This window comes from Flavobacterium sp. TMP13 (assembly GCF_050847115.1).
In the GTDB taxonomy this organism is placed as follows: domain Bacteria; phylum Bacteroidota; class Bacteroidia; order Flavobacteriales; family Flavobacteriaceae; genus Flavobacterium.
In genome coordinates, this window is the sequence record NZ_CP193656.1 from 1916276 (window position 1) to 1931513 (window position 15238).

Here is a 15238-nt window from a genome sequence, read left to right on the forward strand (position 1 = left end):
AAATACTGATTATGAAGTAGTTGAAAATTACTTTAAAAAAAACAATAAAAAAGCACTAAAAAAGTTTTTATAACCGAAAAAGCTCATTATATTTGCACTCGCAATCAGCAACTGATAGCAATAGACTGGAGAAATGGCAGAGCGGTCGAATGCGGCAGTCTTGAAAACTGTTGACTGTAACAGGTCCGGGGGTTCGAATCCCTCTTTCTCCGCCAGTCGAAGTTTCAAAAGAAACTTTAAATATAAAAATCCTTTAAATACTAGTATTTAAAGGATTTTTTCCTTTTAGGAAGTAGTCAAATTACGCTTACTTTAGCAATGTAAAGTATACCTATAGGTGTACCTATAAAATTTGACCTTCTTTATTGAATAAGTATACTGGTATATGGGATTACATCGTAATTAATCTTCAATCAGGAATTTGAATTTTGAAGTATAGGTTTCTACTTTTTATTAAAGTAGTTATGATTGCGGAATGTTTTACTTACAATGATTGCCAAAATAAAGCATAGCTCGCATACAATGGAAGTAGGCTACTTATAGTTAGACTTATAATCTAAGGTTAGATCTCTTACCCTCTAAACAAAAAGAAATCATCTTTCATGTCTTCGATCAAAGAATCTTCGTTGGTTATAATGTAATTAATCGCTTTCGTTGTAAATTCATTGCCTTTTTCTGTTAATGAAACTATATCATTGTCAATCGTTACTAAATTATTTTTCAATCCTAAGTTTAAGACCGCTTTACTTCGTACTTTTTGCCAATTGATGTGTTCGTTTAAATGATTGACATGTCTTTCTTCTATTTCATTGTGGTTTTTAAGATGCAGAATGAAAGTGATTAAAGAAACTTCTATCCGTTGTTGTTTTTCACGATATAAAACTGCTATTAAGCCTTTGCTTGGCGCAAATAAGTATACCAGTAAGAATACTATTCCAAGCATGGTTGCAATACTTCCGGCAATCGAAGCATCTAGATAATTAGCAGACCAATAGCCAGCGATCGCGCTAAAAACTCCAAAGAAACAAGCCAATGTAATCATTTTTGTTAAGTTCGTAGTAAGCAGATAAGCAGAGGCCGCAGGAGCAATCATTAAGGCGACAACCAAAATAGCACCCACCGCATCAAAAGCACCCACAGTTGTAATGGAAGCTATACTCATTAATCCATAATGTAATATAACTGGCGAAAAACCTAGCGAAGTCGCAAGTCCTGCATCAAAAGTGCTCATTTTAAGTTCTTTGTAGAAAGCAAATAAAAGTGTTAGCGTTACTACTAAAATACTGCCAATTACCCACATTGATTTGGGACCTAAATCGATGTCGTTATAGTACAGTCGGTCAAAAGGTGTAAATGCGAGTTCACCTAAAAGAACAGCGTCGATGTCGAGATGTACGTCATTTGCATACTTGGCAATCATAATTACGCCAATACTAAATAGTGCAGGAAAGACTAAACCTATAGCTGTGTCTTCTTTAACTAGTTTTGTTTGCTGGATTTTTTCCACTAAAATAACAGTAAGAACTCCCGTCATTGCAGCTAATAAAATTAATAAAGGCGAATTTAAATCTTGAGTAATAAAAAAGCCAATAACGATTCCTGGTAAAATCGAGTGGCTGATCGCATCACTAATCATTGCCATCTTTCGAAGTACTAAAAAGGTACCCGGAATTGCGCAGGCAATCGCCACTAAACTGGCTATAAGTTGTATTTCTAATTGTGCGTTAGTCATCCTTCAGGTTTTGATTGTACATATTTTTAGCAGCTTCAACACCTTCGGCTGTCAAGCTCCACATATTGCCTTGTAAAGTCACATACTTTTTATTGACCAAATCTCTAAGTCCTTTGCGACTGTAGCCCTGAAAATCATTCAAAATTTTAATCGCGTGTGGATGTGAAATATCTTCGTGATTTTCGACGATGTGGTACATAAAAGTAAGCGTTTTCTGAAATTCTAAATCGTTTCGGTTTTGAATCAGTCTAATTTGTCGAAATAAAAGTCCTCGCTTTGGCGAGAAAATAAAGGAGAATAATACAAATACTGACGCCACTAAAACAATTACTGGTCCCGTTGATAAATTATTCTGAGTGGAGCTAATCGCAGTTCCGAAAACTCCAGCACTTGCGCCCAAAATTGCCGCAAGAAAAACCATGGTACTCAAACTATTAGTCCATTGACGTGCTGCTGCAGCGGGAGCTAAAAGCATTGCGCTCATTAATACGACACCAACGGTTTGTAGTCCTAAAACAATAGCAAGAACAATAAAAGTTGTGATCAGTATATCGATCAGTTTGGTGTTAAAGCCTAAAGTTTGTGCGTAATCTTTGTCAAAAAGTAAGATTTTAAATTCTTTCCAAAAGAGTAGGAGCACAATTAAGCACAGCCCTGTAACAATGCTCATCAACCAAACATCGCTTTCGACCAAAGTTGCCGCTTGTCCAAATAAATATTTATCTAACCCAGCTTGATTGGCATTGGGCTGTTTTTGTATAAATGTTAACAGTAGCATTCCGAAACCAAAGAATACAGAGAGTATTAATCCTAATGCTGTGTCTGATTTTAAATGCGTTTTTGTGGTAATTCCACGAATCCAGAACGTCCCAAGAAGTCCACTAATTAAAGCGCCGATTAATAATACATTGGTATCTTTAGACCCAGTTATTAAGAATGCCAATGCAATTCCGGGCAACGCAGCGTGCGAAATGGCATCTCCTAATAAGCTTTGCTTCCGTAGTACGGCAAAACTACCTAACATTCCTGTTACACCACCCAAAATGGCGGTTCCAAGCGTTATGGTCCGAAGGGTATAATCGTTAAAAACGAGTTTTATGTATTCAAGTATATCCATATTATTTCTGAATACTTACTTTGTAATTTATTCCGTACGTCTTAGTGAGATTCTCATCATTGAAGATGTCTTTTACAGGTCCTGTCGCAATTTTCTTTACATTTAAAAATGTCACCCAATCAAAATATTCAGGAACGGTTTGCAAATCATGGTGCACTACGACGACCGTTTTGTTTGCTTTTCGAAGTTCTTTTAGGATATTGATAATCGCTACTTCAGTAGTCGCATCCACTCCTTGAAAAGGCTCGTCCATAAAATAAATCTCTGCATCTTGTACCAAAGCACGAGCTAAGAAGATTCGTTGTTGTTGTCCTCCCGAAAGCTGACTAATTTGTCTTCCCTTAAACGCGAGCATTCCAACTTTTTCCAAAGCTTCTAAAGCACGTTTCTTTTCGTTTTCACCAGGACGTTTAATCCAGCCTAGACTTCCATAAGTCCCCATTAGTACTACATCAAGCGCTGTGGTTGGAAAATCCCAGTCCACACTTCCTTTTTGAGGAACGTAAGCTACTTTCTTCCTTTGACTCTTGTAAGGTTTGCCAAATATGGTTACACTGCCAGCAATCGGATTCAGTATTCCTAAAATGGCTTTGATCAGAGTTGATTTACCAGCACCATTCGGACCGACAATCGCCATTAATACTCCTTCAGGAATTTGTAAGTCGATGTCCCAAAGTACAGGTTTGTAATTGTAAGCTACTGTAAGATCGTCTACTTTAACTGCTATTTTTTCCATTATTTAAGAGAGCTAACTATGGTGTGTACATTAAATTTGAACATTCCGATATAAGTTCCTTCCGGAGTTCCAGGATTTCCCAACGCATCAGAGAATAAAGTTCCGCCAATTACAACCTCCTGCTTTTTTGAATTAACAGCTGCCTGCAAAGCTTCGACCGTGCGTCTAGGTACAGAACTTTCTATAAAGACCGCTTTCACTTTATGCTCAATTATATACGAAGCTGTTTTTTGAACATCTTGCACGCCAGCCTCCGTCGCAGTCGATAGTCCTTGTAAGCCAACGACATCAAAGTTGTAGGCTTTGCCGAAGTAACTAAAAGCATCGTGAGCAGTAACGAGGCGACGTTTGTCTTCGGGAAGAGTTGCTATCTCAGCTTCTATTTCTTCCTTTAGCGCTTTTAGTTTATTCAAATACGTATCAGCATTCGCTTTAAAGTACTCCTTGTTTTCTGGCATTGCGGTCGCAAGTTGTTGGGCAACAAAAACAGTGATTTGTTCCCAATTCTTTACGTCAAACCAAATATGTGGATCATAATTAGAGGCGAAAAGTGTTGATCCAATCAAATCTTTTTTATCCAAAGCATCAGAGATCGCGACAGTATTGATGTTCTGTTTTTTCATTTTTTCGAATACTTCTACTAATTTCCCTTCCAAATGAAGTCCACTATACAGAATCATATTCGCATTAGATAATTTAGACACATCGCCTTCGCTGGCTTTGTACAGATGCGGGTCTACTCCAGCACCCATCAAACCTTGCACCACTACTTTATCGCCGCCAATATTCTCTACAAGATCGGTAATCATTGAAGTTGTTGTTACTATGTGGAATTTTCCGTCGGTCGGTTTGTTGTCTTTGCAACCAAATAAAGAAGCGCTAATAAGAGCGATAAGTATTAATTGTTTCATAAGTCTACCATTTATTGCGAAGTTATAAAAAAAACATGATTTATAAATAATTTTTTAGTCGCAACTAAAAAATAAAGTTAGATTGCGTATTCTTGAGATACCGCCAGTAGTAAATAATAAAGAATTATGAAATTCATAGGGTTCCAAAAGAGTCTATATTTTGTTTTACATCAAATTTATTTTTTTTAAAGTTATACTTTTAATCGGTGGAAATTTAGTGTTAGTTTTACTTTAATGAAAAACCCAACTAAATTTTCAATCATAGGATGGAATACGATTATATTATAATAGGAAGTGGTTTTGGTGGTTCGGTCAGTGCCTTGCGATTGTCAAAAAAAGGATACTCGGTTTTAGTAATTGAAAAAGGGAAATGGTTTAAAGCAGAAGATTTTCCGAAGACCAACTGGAACTTTAGAAAGTGGCTTTGGATGCCAAGCTTTCGATTTTTCGGTATCATGAAACTAAGTGTTTTTAAGCATGTCGCTGTACTTTCGGGAACTGGTGTTGGCGGTGGATCATTGGTTTATGCCAATACTTTACCCATTCCGGAATCGACCTTCTTTAAAACGGGAAGTTGGCAAAAACTGCGCGACTGGGAAAAGGAACTGGCACCACATTATCAAGAAGCATTAAAAATGCTGGGTGCCGCTCGCGTGCCTAAATTATTTGACGGCGATATTGGACTGCAAAAAGTAGCTCAAAATCTCGGTATGGAAGATAAATTTGATGTGACCAATGTAGCGGTTTATTTTGGCGAAGAGAATATAACCAGAGCAGACCCTTATTTTGACGGCATGGGACCAGACAGAACAGGTTGTAATTTTTGTGGCGCCTGCATGACGGGCTGTCGAAATAATTCTAAAAATACGCTAGATAAAAATTACTTGTATCTGGCACAAAAATACGGTGCAGAAATATTGGCAGAACAGGAAGTTTGTGACGTGAAACCTCTTGATGAGAAAGATGGTGCGAACGGCTACGAAGTGACCATTCAAACAAGCACAAAGCTATTTTCTAAGAAACGCAAAATTAGGAGTAAAAATGTAATTTTTTCGGGCGGCGTTTTGGGAACCATAAAGCTCTTACTCAAATTAAAAAGCAACTCCTTGCCTAATATGTCGGATAGATTAGGAGAAGACATAAGAACTAACAATGAAACATTGGTCAGTGTTTCGAGTCTCGAAAAAGATAAAAATTATTCTAAAGGCGTCGCAATAAGTAGTATTTTGAATACTGATGCCAACAGTCATTTAGAAATATGTCGCTATGCTGAAGGCTCAAATGCTTGGAAACTCATACACATGCCCTATGTTACAGGCAGTAATGTTTGCTCTCGCTTACTTAAAGTAATAGTTGCTATAATTAAAGCACCGATTCAATATTTCAAAATTTACTTTCTTAACAGCTGGGCAAAGCAAACTGTAGTACTGCTATTTATGCAAACCTTAGATAGTACACTTCGATTTAAAAGAAACATATTTGGATTGATGACTTCAACAGTAAGTTCGGGTCAAAAGCCAACACCTTTTATTCCGGAGTCTTTTCAGTTGATTAAAGAATATAGTAAAGCGGTAAATGGCATCAGTACTTCTTTTGCTTTAGAAACGATTGCAGGAATACCGTCAACAGCACATATTTTGGGAGGTGCCGTGATGGGAGCAAATGCTTCGGAAGGGGTTATTGATAAAAACAATAAAGTTTTTGGTTATAAAAATTTATATATCATTGATGGTTCGATGATTTCGGCAAATCCTGGTGTAAATCCGTCGCTATCAATCACTGCGATTGCGGAGCTTGCGATGGCTCAAATACCTACTAAAGAAAAAATATAGAGTAAAAAAAATACCCGCCATAGTAAATGACGGGTATTTTTTTTTAACTGTTTGTATTATCTGTAAATGTTGGTACCGCGGTTGGTATTCCAATTTTGCTCTAAATAGTCAGCATCGTCTGTGTTTCTAGGATGAACACCTAGTACTACGTGCCCTTCATTAATTCCTGATTCATAGATTTTAGCACGTTCTTCAGGGATTCCTGATCCTACAAGGGCACCAATCAGTCCACCAGTAATTCCACCAGCTCCAGCTCCAGCAAGTCCTGCGGCTAAAGGTCCAGCGACGATTAATCCTAATCCAGGAATAACTACACTAGTTCCAATTGCAGCGATAACACCTACAATAGCGCCAATTGTCCCCCCAATTGCAGATCCCGCTCCAGCTGTTTCAGCAGCTTTTGTTCCTAATTCTGAATCATCATTTTTATCTGAATAATATTTTTTACGCGTTTCGTCAGACATTACTAAGTTGATGTCTTCTTTTGAATATCCACGTTCGTGAAGTGCGTTATACGCATTTTCGGTACTTTCGCGGTCAGCAAACATTCCTGTTAACATTTGATTTCTTCCTGTATGGTCATTATTTAAATTATTTTCCATGATATTTTTAATTTTTGTTTATATTGTTTTAACAGATGTAAAATTGCAATTAAAGTCGATAAATTGTCTTATACGATAATCTGTAATTGTTCTAAAATTCACAGAAATAATTTTAATGTGCTGTTATATAGAGTTTAATGATTTTATATTGTAGCTTTTAAGAAGACTGTATCAATAAATAGTCATATAGTAATTAATAGTGTCGTCTATATAATAGGTTAATAAAACATTCGAACTTACAAGTCGAAAACAGATTATGTAGTTCAAATTTAATTGTGAACTATTCTTTTATAATCTTGCAATCCTTTTTACTAGACTCTTAAAATATTTTGAATATAAAATTAAAAACCAGCCATAACCATTAGAGTTCGTCTTTATTAATTAAATTAGTACTCAAAAATTTGACTTGCTATAATGAACGTATTTAATCTTATTATCGACGACAAAGAAGTGGTTGCTCTTGATGCTGTTTTTCTAGACGATGACAATCGAAGGCACATTCAGCAACTAATCAAGGAGCATAAATATATTGACGAACTCACCAAGTACGGCTTGCCGGTAAACAACAAGATATTACTGCAAGGCGATTCTGGTTGTGGAAAAACAACTACTGCCAAAGCCATTGCAAATGCACTTGGTAAACCAATTTTGACATTAAATCTAAGTAATGTGGTTTGCGCCCGAATTGGTGAAACTTCACAAAACATCAAACAAATTTTTGACAAAGCAGCTCGTGATAAAGCAGTGCTTTTTTTGGATGAATTTGACCAAATCGGAAAAGCTAGAGGCGACGATGACAAGGACGTTGGAGAGATGCGCAGGTTAGTCAATACTATTATTCAACTAATCGATTATTACCCGAATAATGCTTTGTTAATATGCGCGACCAATCATCCAGAAATTATTGATACAGCTTTATTGCGCCGATTTCAACTCCGAATCAACTTCGAAAAACCCAATACAGTGGTATTAGATTCTTACTACGATAATTTGTTAAGCTCTTTTACTCCGGAAATGAAAAACATCAAAAGGAAATATGAAATTTCGTTTGCCGAAGCCAAAGATTACGCTTACACCAGCGTAAAGTCAATAGTGATCGAAAAATTAGAAAATAAAGAAAAAGCAGATTAATTATGAGGGAGCATCTGATACCCAACCTAAAAACTATTTTGCAACGAATCGATGCAGCTTGTGTTAAAAGTAATCGCGATCGGGCTACAGTTCGTTTGCTGCTGGCCACCAAAACAGTTTCTGCTGCTCGCATAAAAGTCGCAATTGAAGCAGGACAGTCTTTGATTGGAGAAAACAAAGTACAAGAAATTAAAGAGAAGTTTGAAGAATTGCAATCCGTGATGCACGAAAATCATTTTATTGGACATTTGCAAACCAATAAAATCAAGGACATTCTCAAGTATAAAGTCAGCTGCATTCAGTCGGTGGATCGAATCGATTTAGCGCAAAAATTACATCAGCGATTGTTGCATGAAAATAAAACTATTGACATCTTAATACAAGTAAATACGTCGAACGAAGAAAGTAAATTTGGCGTCCATCCAGACAGCGCAATCGAACTAATTCAACAAGTAGCACAATTAGAAACCTTGAAAATTAAAGGTTTGATGACTATTGGATTGTTCAGCGCCGAGAATGATAAAGTGCGGACTTGTTTCCAACTATTAAAATCGATTCAAAAAGAAACAACCGAATTGCATATTCCGAATGTCGAAATGAAAGAATTGTCGATGGGCATGAGTGGCGATCTAGAAATAGCAATCGAGGAAGGTGCCACCATTGTGAGAGTTGGAACGGCAATCTTCGGGCAACGAATACATCCCGACAGTTACTACTGGAATGAAAACAAATAAGTAACGGTATCTTTCTAGAATATTTTTACATCTATTTGTAAAAATAATGTCGTTTTACTAAACAAAAAAACCTGCTCTTTCAAACAGGTTTTATATATAAAAAGATCTTATTTATAAGATTAAGAAAGCGCTGCTTGAACTTGGTCAGCTGCTTCTTGAAAAGCAACAGCAGATAAAATTGGCATTCCAGAATTGTCAATTAACTCTTTTGCAATTTCAGCATTTGTTCCTTGCAAACGCACAATGATAGGTACTTTAATAGCATCTCCCATGTTTTTGTAAGCATCAACAACACCTTGAGCAACACGGTCACAACGAACGATTCCACCAAAGATATTAATCAAAATTGCTTTTACGTTTGGATCTTTTAAGATGATACGGAAAGCAGTTTCAACACGTTTTGCATCTGCAGTTCCACCAACGTCTAAGAAGTTTGCAGGCTCAAAACCAGCATACTTAATTAAGTCCATTGTTGCCATAGCAAGACCTGCACCATTTACCATACATCCAACAGTACCGTCAAGATCTACGTAGTTCAATCCAACTTCTTTTGCTTCTACCTCAATTGCATTTTCCTCACGGATGTCACGCATATCGGCAATTTTTTGTTGTCTGTACAATGCATTATCGTCAATATTAACTTTTGCATCAACAGCCATAATTTTATTGTCAGATGTTTTTAAAACCGGATTGATTTCGAACATAGAAGCGTCCGTACCAATGTAAGCTTTATATAAAGCATCGATAAATTTTACCATTTCTTTAAAAGCATTTCCAGAAAGACCTAAATTAAAGGCAATTCTTCTTGCTTGAAAACCTTGTAGTCCAACTGAAGGATCAACTTCTTCAGTAAAGATTAACTCAGGCGTTTTTTCAGCAACTTCTTCAATATCCATTCCACCTTCAGTAGAATACATAATCATGTTGCGACCTGTACCTCTATTTAATAAAACAGAAACATAGAATTCAGAAGTTTCAGTTTCACCAGGATAGTAAACATCTTCTGCTACTAAAATAGTACTCACTTTTTTACCTTCTGCAGAAGTTTGAGGCGTAACCAATTGCATTCCGATAATTTGTCCTGCAATTTCTTTAACCTGCTCTAAATTCTTAGCAAGCTTAACTCCACCACCTTTTCCACGACCACCTGCGTGAACTTGTGCTTTAATTACGTGCCATCCTGTACCAGTTTCGGCAGTCAATTGTTTTGCAGCTGCAACAGCTTCTTCAGGTGTATTAGCTACGATACCGCGCTGAATGCGTACTCCGTAACTAGCTAAAATCTCTTTTCCTTGATATTCGTGTATGTTCATAATATAGAATTTGTCTGGTTCTGAATCTTTTTCAGATTAAAAGTGGCACAAAAGTAGCAAAAATGTACGTAAGAGTGAAATATTTTTGAAATTAAAACTTTAAAAGTCACGGGTTTCATTATTTAATTTGAAATGTTTTTAAAATGTATTTATGCTTGTAAGAAACTCCTTGACTATGCGTGATTTTTTTTAGAATTTTTTCAACATTTTAAATTCTTGTAATTAAAAAAATGACATCTAGAAAGAAAAATTATTTCATAATTTAAGCGTCGATACAAGGAGCAATTTTGCTTTTAATGGATGGAATTAAGTTGCGATTTTAAATTTAAAAAGCGGGGAGTTGTGGTGATTTTCAAAAAAATAACAATTACTAAAATCACTATAACGTTTGCGTTTTGATGAATTTAATCTTGTTTTATGTCTAATTTAATGAAGTTTTGTCTCGGTCGAATCTTTCCAATTGTGAATCTGATAATTTGGAAAGCCATTCTTTTCAGATTTGATATTTTCGAATTAAAATCCTGTTTATGTTGTAAAAATTGCATCAAAAGAATGTTTTATCTAAATTTTATTCAATGAATTCTTTATTTTTGAATAAAAAATATAGCACGGATGAAAATTAAAAAACAAGGTCTTTATTTACCCGAATTCGAACATGAAAACTGTGGAGCTGGTTTTATCTGTAATTTAAAAGGAGAAAAAACCAATCAAATTATTCATGATGCGCTAGAAATTCTAGTAAAGCTAGAACACAGAGGCGGCGTTAGTGCAGATGGAAAAACAGGAGATGGCGCAGGACTTTTAATTGACATCCCGCACGAATATTTTGTTCGAGTTTGTGAATTCTTATTACCAGCGGCACGGGAATACGCTGTAGGTATGGTTTTCTTGCCAAAAATTAAAAATCAATATAATTACTGCAAAGCGTTATTTGAAAAAGAATTGGAAGCACAAGGGCTTTCTGTTTTAGGATGGAGAGCAGTACCCGTTGATTCTTCGCATTTAGGCGAAATTGCTTTGGCTTCTGAGCCAGCAATTGAGCAAGTTTTTATCGCACAGAAAGAAGTAATTAGCGATGCTGTTTTTAAAGCAAAATTATATGCAGCTCGCAAAATTACAGAACATACTATTGCGAACTCAAAAATTTCTCAAGGTGGGTATTTCTATGTGGCCAGTTTATCAACTACTACCATAATATACAAAGGTGTAATTATGCCCGAGGATATTGGGCCGTATTATACCGACTTGCAACAAACTGATTTAGTCACTCGTTTGGCTTTGGTGCACCAGCGTTTTTCGACCAATACCATGCCAACTTGGGAACTGGCACAACCGTTCCGATTCATGTGTCAAAATGGAGAAATTAACACTTTAAGAGGAAACGTTAGTCGCATGCGTGTCCGCGAAGAAATCATGAAAAGCGACGTATTTGGTCCGCAAATCGAAAAATTATTTCCAATCATTTTACCAGGAAAATCAGATTCTGCTTCTATGGATATGGTTGTGGAGTTATTGACACACACCGGAAGATCGTTGCCCGAAGTAATGATGATGATGATTCCAGAAGCTTGGGAAAAACACAAAACAATGTCTCCTGAAAGAAAAGCATTTTATGAATATAACGCTTGTATCATGGAACCGTGGGACGGACCTGCGTCAGTACCATTTACCGATGGTGATTATATTGGCGCTTTATTGGATAGAAATGGCTTGAGACCTTCTCGTTATACAGTGACCAAAAGCGGAAAATTAATTATGGCGTCAGAAATTGGAGTCGTAGAAGTTGCCCCTGAAGATGTAGAGAGTCATGGACGATTAGAACCAGGAAAAATGTTCTTAGTAGACATGAACAACGGCCGAATTATTAATGATGAAGAAATAAAGAGTAAAATTGTTTCGGAGAGACCGTACCAAGAATGGTTGGATAAATACCGTTTGCACCTGAAAGATGTGCCATCAACGTCGGAAGTTTGCCCAATAGAAACTATCGATCTTAAAACCAGAGAACGGTTGTTTAATTACACGATTGAAGACATTCAGGATGTAATTACGCCAATGGCTCAGGCGGGTAAAGAAGCGCTGGGATCTATGGGAACTGATACGCCTTTAGCGGTTTTATCAGACAGACCACAACTGATTTCAAATTATTTCAAACAGTTATTTGCCCAAGTGACGAATCCGCCTTTAGATGGAATCCGAGAAGAAATTGTAACTGATATTAGTTTGAATTTAGGACAAGACCGCAATGTTTTTGACATTACAAGCAAACAATGCCGCAAATTAAAAATTCAGAATCCAGTTATTTCTAACGACGATTTAGAAAAAATAAGAAATATTTCGATTGATAATTTCAAAGCAGAAACTTTTGAAATTTTATATGAAAAAGACAAAGGTTTAAATGGTTTAGAAAATGCTTTGGATGCAATTATCGTTCAAATTACAAAAGCGGTAGAACAAGGAATAAATATTATTATACTTTCAGATCGAGGTGTGAACAAAGAATTTGCACCAATTCCGTCACTATTGGCTTGTTCCTATGTCAATCATCAAATGAACCGTTTGCGCAAGCGCTCCTATTTTGATATCATCATTGAATCGGCTGAACCACGCGAACCACATCATTTTGCCACTTTATTCGGATATGGCGCCAGCGCTATTAATCCATATATGGTTAATGAAATTATTAGGGTGCAAGTACAAGAGGGTTTCATTACCGGAATTACTGAACAAAAAGCAGTTGACAATTTTAATAAAGCGATTGGTTCTGGAATTTTGAAGATTATGAATAAAATCGGAATCTCGACTTTGCATTCGTATCGAGGTTCTCAGATTTTTGAGATTGTGGGTTTTAATTCAAAATTTGTTCAAAAATACTTTCCGTACACGACTTCAAGAATCGAAGGAATTGGCTTGTATGAGATTGAAAAAGAAATTACGGCTCGTTATAAATATGCTTATCCAGATACCGAGGTGGCCAATCGATTGGGCTTGAATATTGGTGGCGAATACCGCTGGAGACGCAATGGCGAACGACACATGTTTAACCCAACAACTATTGCCAAATTGCAGCAAGCCGTTCGGTTGAGCGATCAAGACAGTTATGATGTATATGCGAATGCCGTGAACGATCAGGCCAAAAATTTAATGACTATTCGTGGTTTGTTCGAATTTGACAATTTAGATCCCATTCCACTCGACGAAGTGGAGCCTTGGACAGAAATTGTCAAACGTTTCAAAACGGGAGCTATGTCTTATGGTTCTATTTCTAGAGAAGCGCATGAAAATTTAGCAATCGCTATGAACCGTATTGGTGGAAAATCAAATTCTGGCGAAGGTGGAGAAGATAGAACTCGTTTTCAACCTGATGTGAACGGCGACAGTCGTAATTCCGCTATCAAGCAAGTTGCCTCAGGGCGTTTTGGCGTAACGTCGCACTATTTGTCTAGCGCCAAAGAAATTCAGATTAAAATGGCGCAAGGTGCAAAACCTGGAGAAGGCGGACAATTACCTGGAGAAAAAGTATTGCCTTGGATTGCAGCAGCTCGTAATTCGACGCCATTTGTGGGATTAATTTCGCCACCGCCACACCATGATATTTATTCTATTGAAGATTTAGCACAGTTAATTTTTGACTTAAAAAATGCCAACAGAGCAGCGAGAATTAATGTGAAATTAGTTTCAGAAATTGGCGTGGGAACCATTGCTGCTGGAGTTGCCAAAGCCAAAGCCGATGTGGTTTTAATTGCAGGTTACGATGGCGGAACCGGAGCTTCACCTTTAACGTCATTAAAACACGCCGGGCTTCCTTGGGAATTGGGATTGGCTGAAGCGCAGCAGACCTTAGTTTTAAATAATTTAAGAAGTAGAATTGTAGTCGAATGTGACGGTCAATTAAAAACGGGTCGTGATGTGGCAATTGCGACCTTGCTGGGAGCCGAAGAATTTGGTTTTGCAACGGCACCTTTGGTAGCTTCGGGTTGTATCATGATGCGTAAATGCCATTTGAATACCTGTCCAGTCGGAATTGCAACACAAGATAAAGACTTGCGCAAAAACTTCAAAGGAACGCCAGAACACGTTATTAATTTCTTTTTTTATGTGGCAGAAGAACTAAGAGCAATTATGGCTCAATTGGGCTTCAGAACTTTAGAAGAAATGATTGGCCAAACTCATAAATTAAACACCAATAAAGCAATCGACCATTACAAAGCTAAAGGATTGGATTTATCGTCAATCTTATACAGGCCAGTAGCTTATAGTGGAATGGTAGTTAGAAATACAGAAAAACAAGATCATAATTTAGAAAATGTTTTAGATTTTCAAATACTAAAAGAGTCACATCGTGCTTTGTATCGAAAGGAGAAGATGACTTTAAATTTTCCAATCAACAATACCAATCGTTCGGTTGGCGCTATTGTCAGCAACGAAATTTCTAAAATTTATGGCCACTTGGGTTTACCAGAAGATACGTTGAACATTAATTTTACCGGTTCTGCTGGGCAAAGTTTAGGTGCTTTTAGCGCACACGGATTAACTTTTACAGTAGAAGGAAATACCAACGATTATTTAGGGAAAGGACTTTCGGGCGCTAAATTGATTATAAAAAAACCTGCTACAGCTACTTTTGCTGCTGATAAAAATATCATTGTTGGAAACGTTTGTCTCTTTGGCGCAGTCGAAGGAGAAGCGTACATTAATGGTATTGCAGGCGAGCGTTTTGCCGTACGTAATTCTGGTGCAACAGCGGTTGTAGAAGGAGTTGGTGATCACGGTTGCGAATACATGACCGGCGGAAAAGTAGTGGTGCTTGGTGAAACCGGACGTAATTTTGCCGCCGGCATGAGTGGTGGTGTCGCTTATATTTATGATCCCGAAAATAAATTTACCAATGGATTGTGCAATACGGAAACCATCGAATTTGAAAAAGTAGCAGGCGAAGATGCTGATGATTTGAGACAATTGATTGAAAAACATGTTTTATACACTAACAGTACCAAAGGAACTGCTTTATTAGAATATTGGGAAAATAGCGTGAATAATTTTGTAAAAATTATGCCTACAGAATACAAAAAAGCACTGATACGTTTAGAGACAGAAGAACAAATGGTAGAAGAATTAACAGCATAATAC

At 36.9% G+C, this 15238-nt stretch carries 10 protein-coding genes and 1 tRNA gene; 5 read left to right on the forward strand and 6 right to left on the reverse strand.

The window, feature by feature from the left end:
* Positions 1-127: 127 nt before the first annotated feature.
* Positions 128-215: transfer RNA gene (locus ACRASX_RS08420), tRNA-Ser, on the forward strand.
* 356 nt (positions 216-571) lie between these two features.
* On the opposite strand, the gene ACRASX_RS08425 is transcribed toward ACRASX_RS08420, so the two are convergent.
* The 4 genes from ACRASX_RS08425 to ACRASX_RS08440 are packed head-to-tail and all read right to left on the reverse strand — an operon-like array spanning position 572 to position 4496.
* Positions 572-1732 (reverse strand): metal ABC transporter permease, encoded by a 1161-nt coding sequence (locus ACRASX_RS08425; protein WP_432220873.1) that lies wholly within the window; start codon positions 1730-1732, stop codon positions 572-574.
* A complete protein-coding gene (locus tag ACRASX_RS08430; RefSeq protein ID WP_432220874.1) occupies positions 1725-2849 on the reverse strand; it encodes a metal ABC transporter permease in 1125 nt (374 codons plus the stop codon). Before ACRASX_RS08430 ends, ACRASX_RS08425 begins: the two co-directional genes overlap by 8 nt.
* A 1-nt stretch (position 2850) precedes the next feature.
* A complete protein-coding gene (locus tag ACRASX_RS08435) occupies positions 2851-3585 on the reverse strand; it encodes a metal ABC transporter ATP-binding protein (protein WP_066307610.1) in 735 nt (244 codons plus the stop codon).
* Positions 3585-4496: a metal ABC transporter solute-binding protein, Zn/Mn family gene (locus ACRASX_RS08440; RefSeq protein ID WP_432220875.1), complete on the reverse strand. Its 912-nt coding sequence runs from the start codon at positions 4494-4496 to the stop codon at positions 3585-3587. Before ACRASX_RS08440 ends, ACRASX_RS08435 begins: the two co-directional genes overlap by 1 nt.
* Before the next feature lie 266 nt (positions 4497-4762).
* Here ACRASX_RS08440 and ACRASX_RS08445 point away from each other — a divergent pair, with 266 nt between their 5' ends.
* Positions 4763-6328: a GMC oxidoreductase gene (locus tag ACRASX_RS08445; protein ID WP_432220876.1), complete on the forward strand. Its 1566-nt coding sequence runs from the start codon at positions 4763-4765 to the stop codon at positions 6326-6328.
* 56 nt (positions 6329-6384) lie between these two features.
* Here ACRASX_RS08445 and ACRASX_RS08450 read toward each other — a convergent pair whose 3' ends face one another.
* The gene (locus tag ACRASX_RS08450; protein WP_432220877.1) at positions 6385-6930 is read right to left on the reverse strand and encodes a hypothetical protein; all 546 of its coding nucleotides are present in this window, start codon (positions 6928-6930) and stop codon (positions 6385-6387) included.
* A 414-nt stretch (positions 6931-7344) separates the two neighbouring features.
* Here ACRASX_RS08450 and ACRASX_RS08455 point away from each other — a divergent pair, with 414 nt between their 5' ends.
* Positions 7345-8061 (forward strand): AAA family ATPase, encoded by a 717-nt coding sequence (locus ACRASX_RS08455; protein ID WP_432220878.1) that lies wholly within the window; start codon positions 7345-7347, stop codon positions 8059-8061.
* A 2-nt stretch (positions 8062-8063) separates the two neighbouring features.
* Positions 8064-8795 carry a YggS family pyridoxal phosphate-dependent enzyme gene (locus ACRASX_RS08460; protein ID WP_432220879.1) on the forward strand — a complete coding sequence of 244 codons (732 nt, stop codon included), beginning with the start codon at positions 8064-8066 and terminating at the stop codon, positions 8793-8795.
* Positions 8796-8914: 119 nt separating this feature from the next.
* On the opposite strand, the gene sucC is transcribed toward ACRASX_RS08460, so the two are convergent.
* Positions 8915-10108 (reverse strand): ADP-forming succinate--CoA ligase subunit beta, encoded by a 1194-nt coding sequence (sucC, locus tag ACRASX_RS08465; RefSeq protein WP_066307597.1) that lies wholly within the window; start codon positions 10106-10108, stop codon positions 8915-8917.
* 618 nt (positions 10109-10726) lie between these two features.
* Between sucC and gltB the strand changes: the two genes are divergently transcribed.
* On the forward strand, positions 10727-15235 hold the full coding sequence (gltB, locus tag ACRASX_RS08470) for a glutamate synthase large subunit (RefSeq protein WP_432223078.1): 4509 nt from the start codon (positions 10727-10729) through the stop codon (positions 15233-15235).
* The last annotated feature ends 3 nt before the right edge of the window (positions 15236-15238 follow it).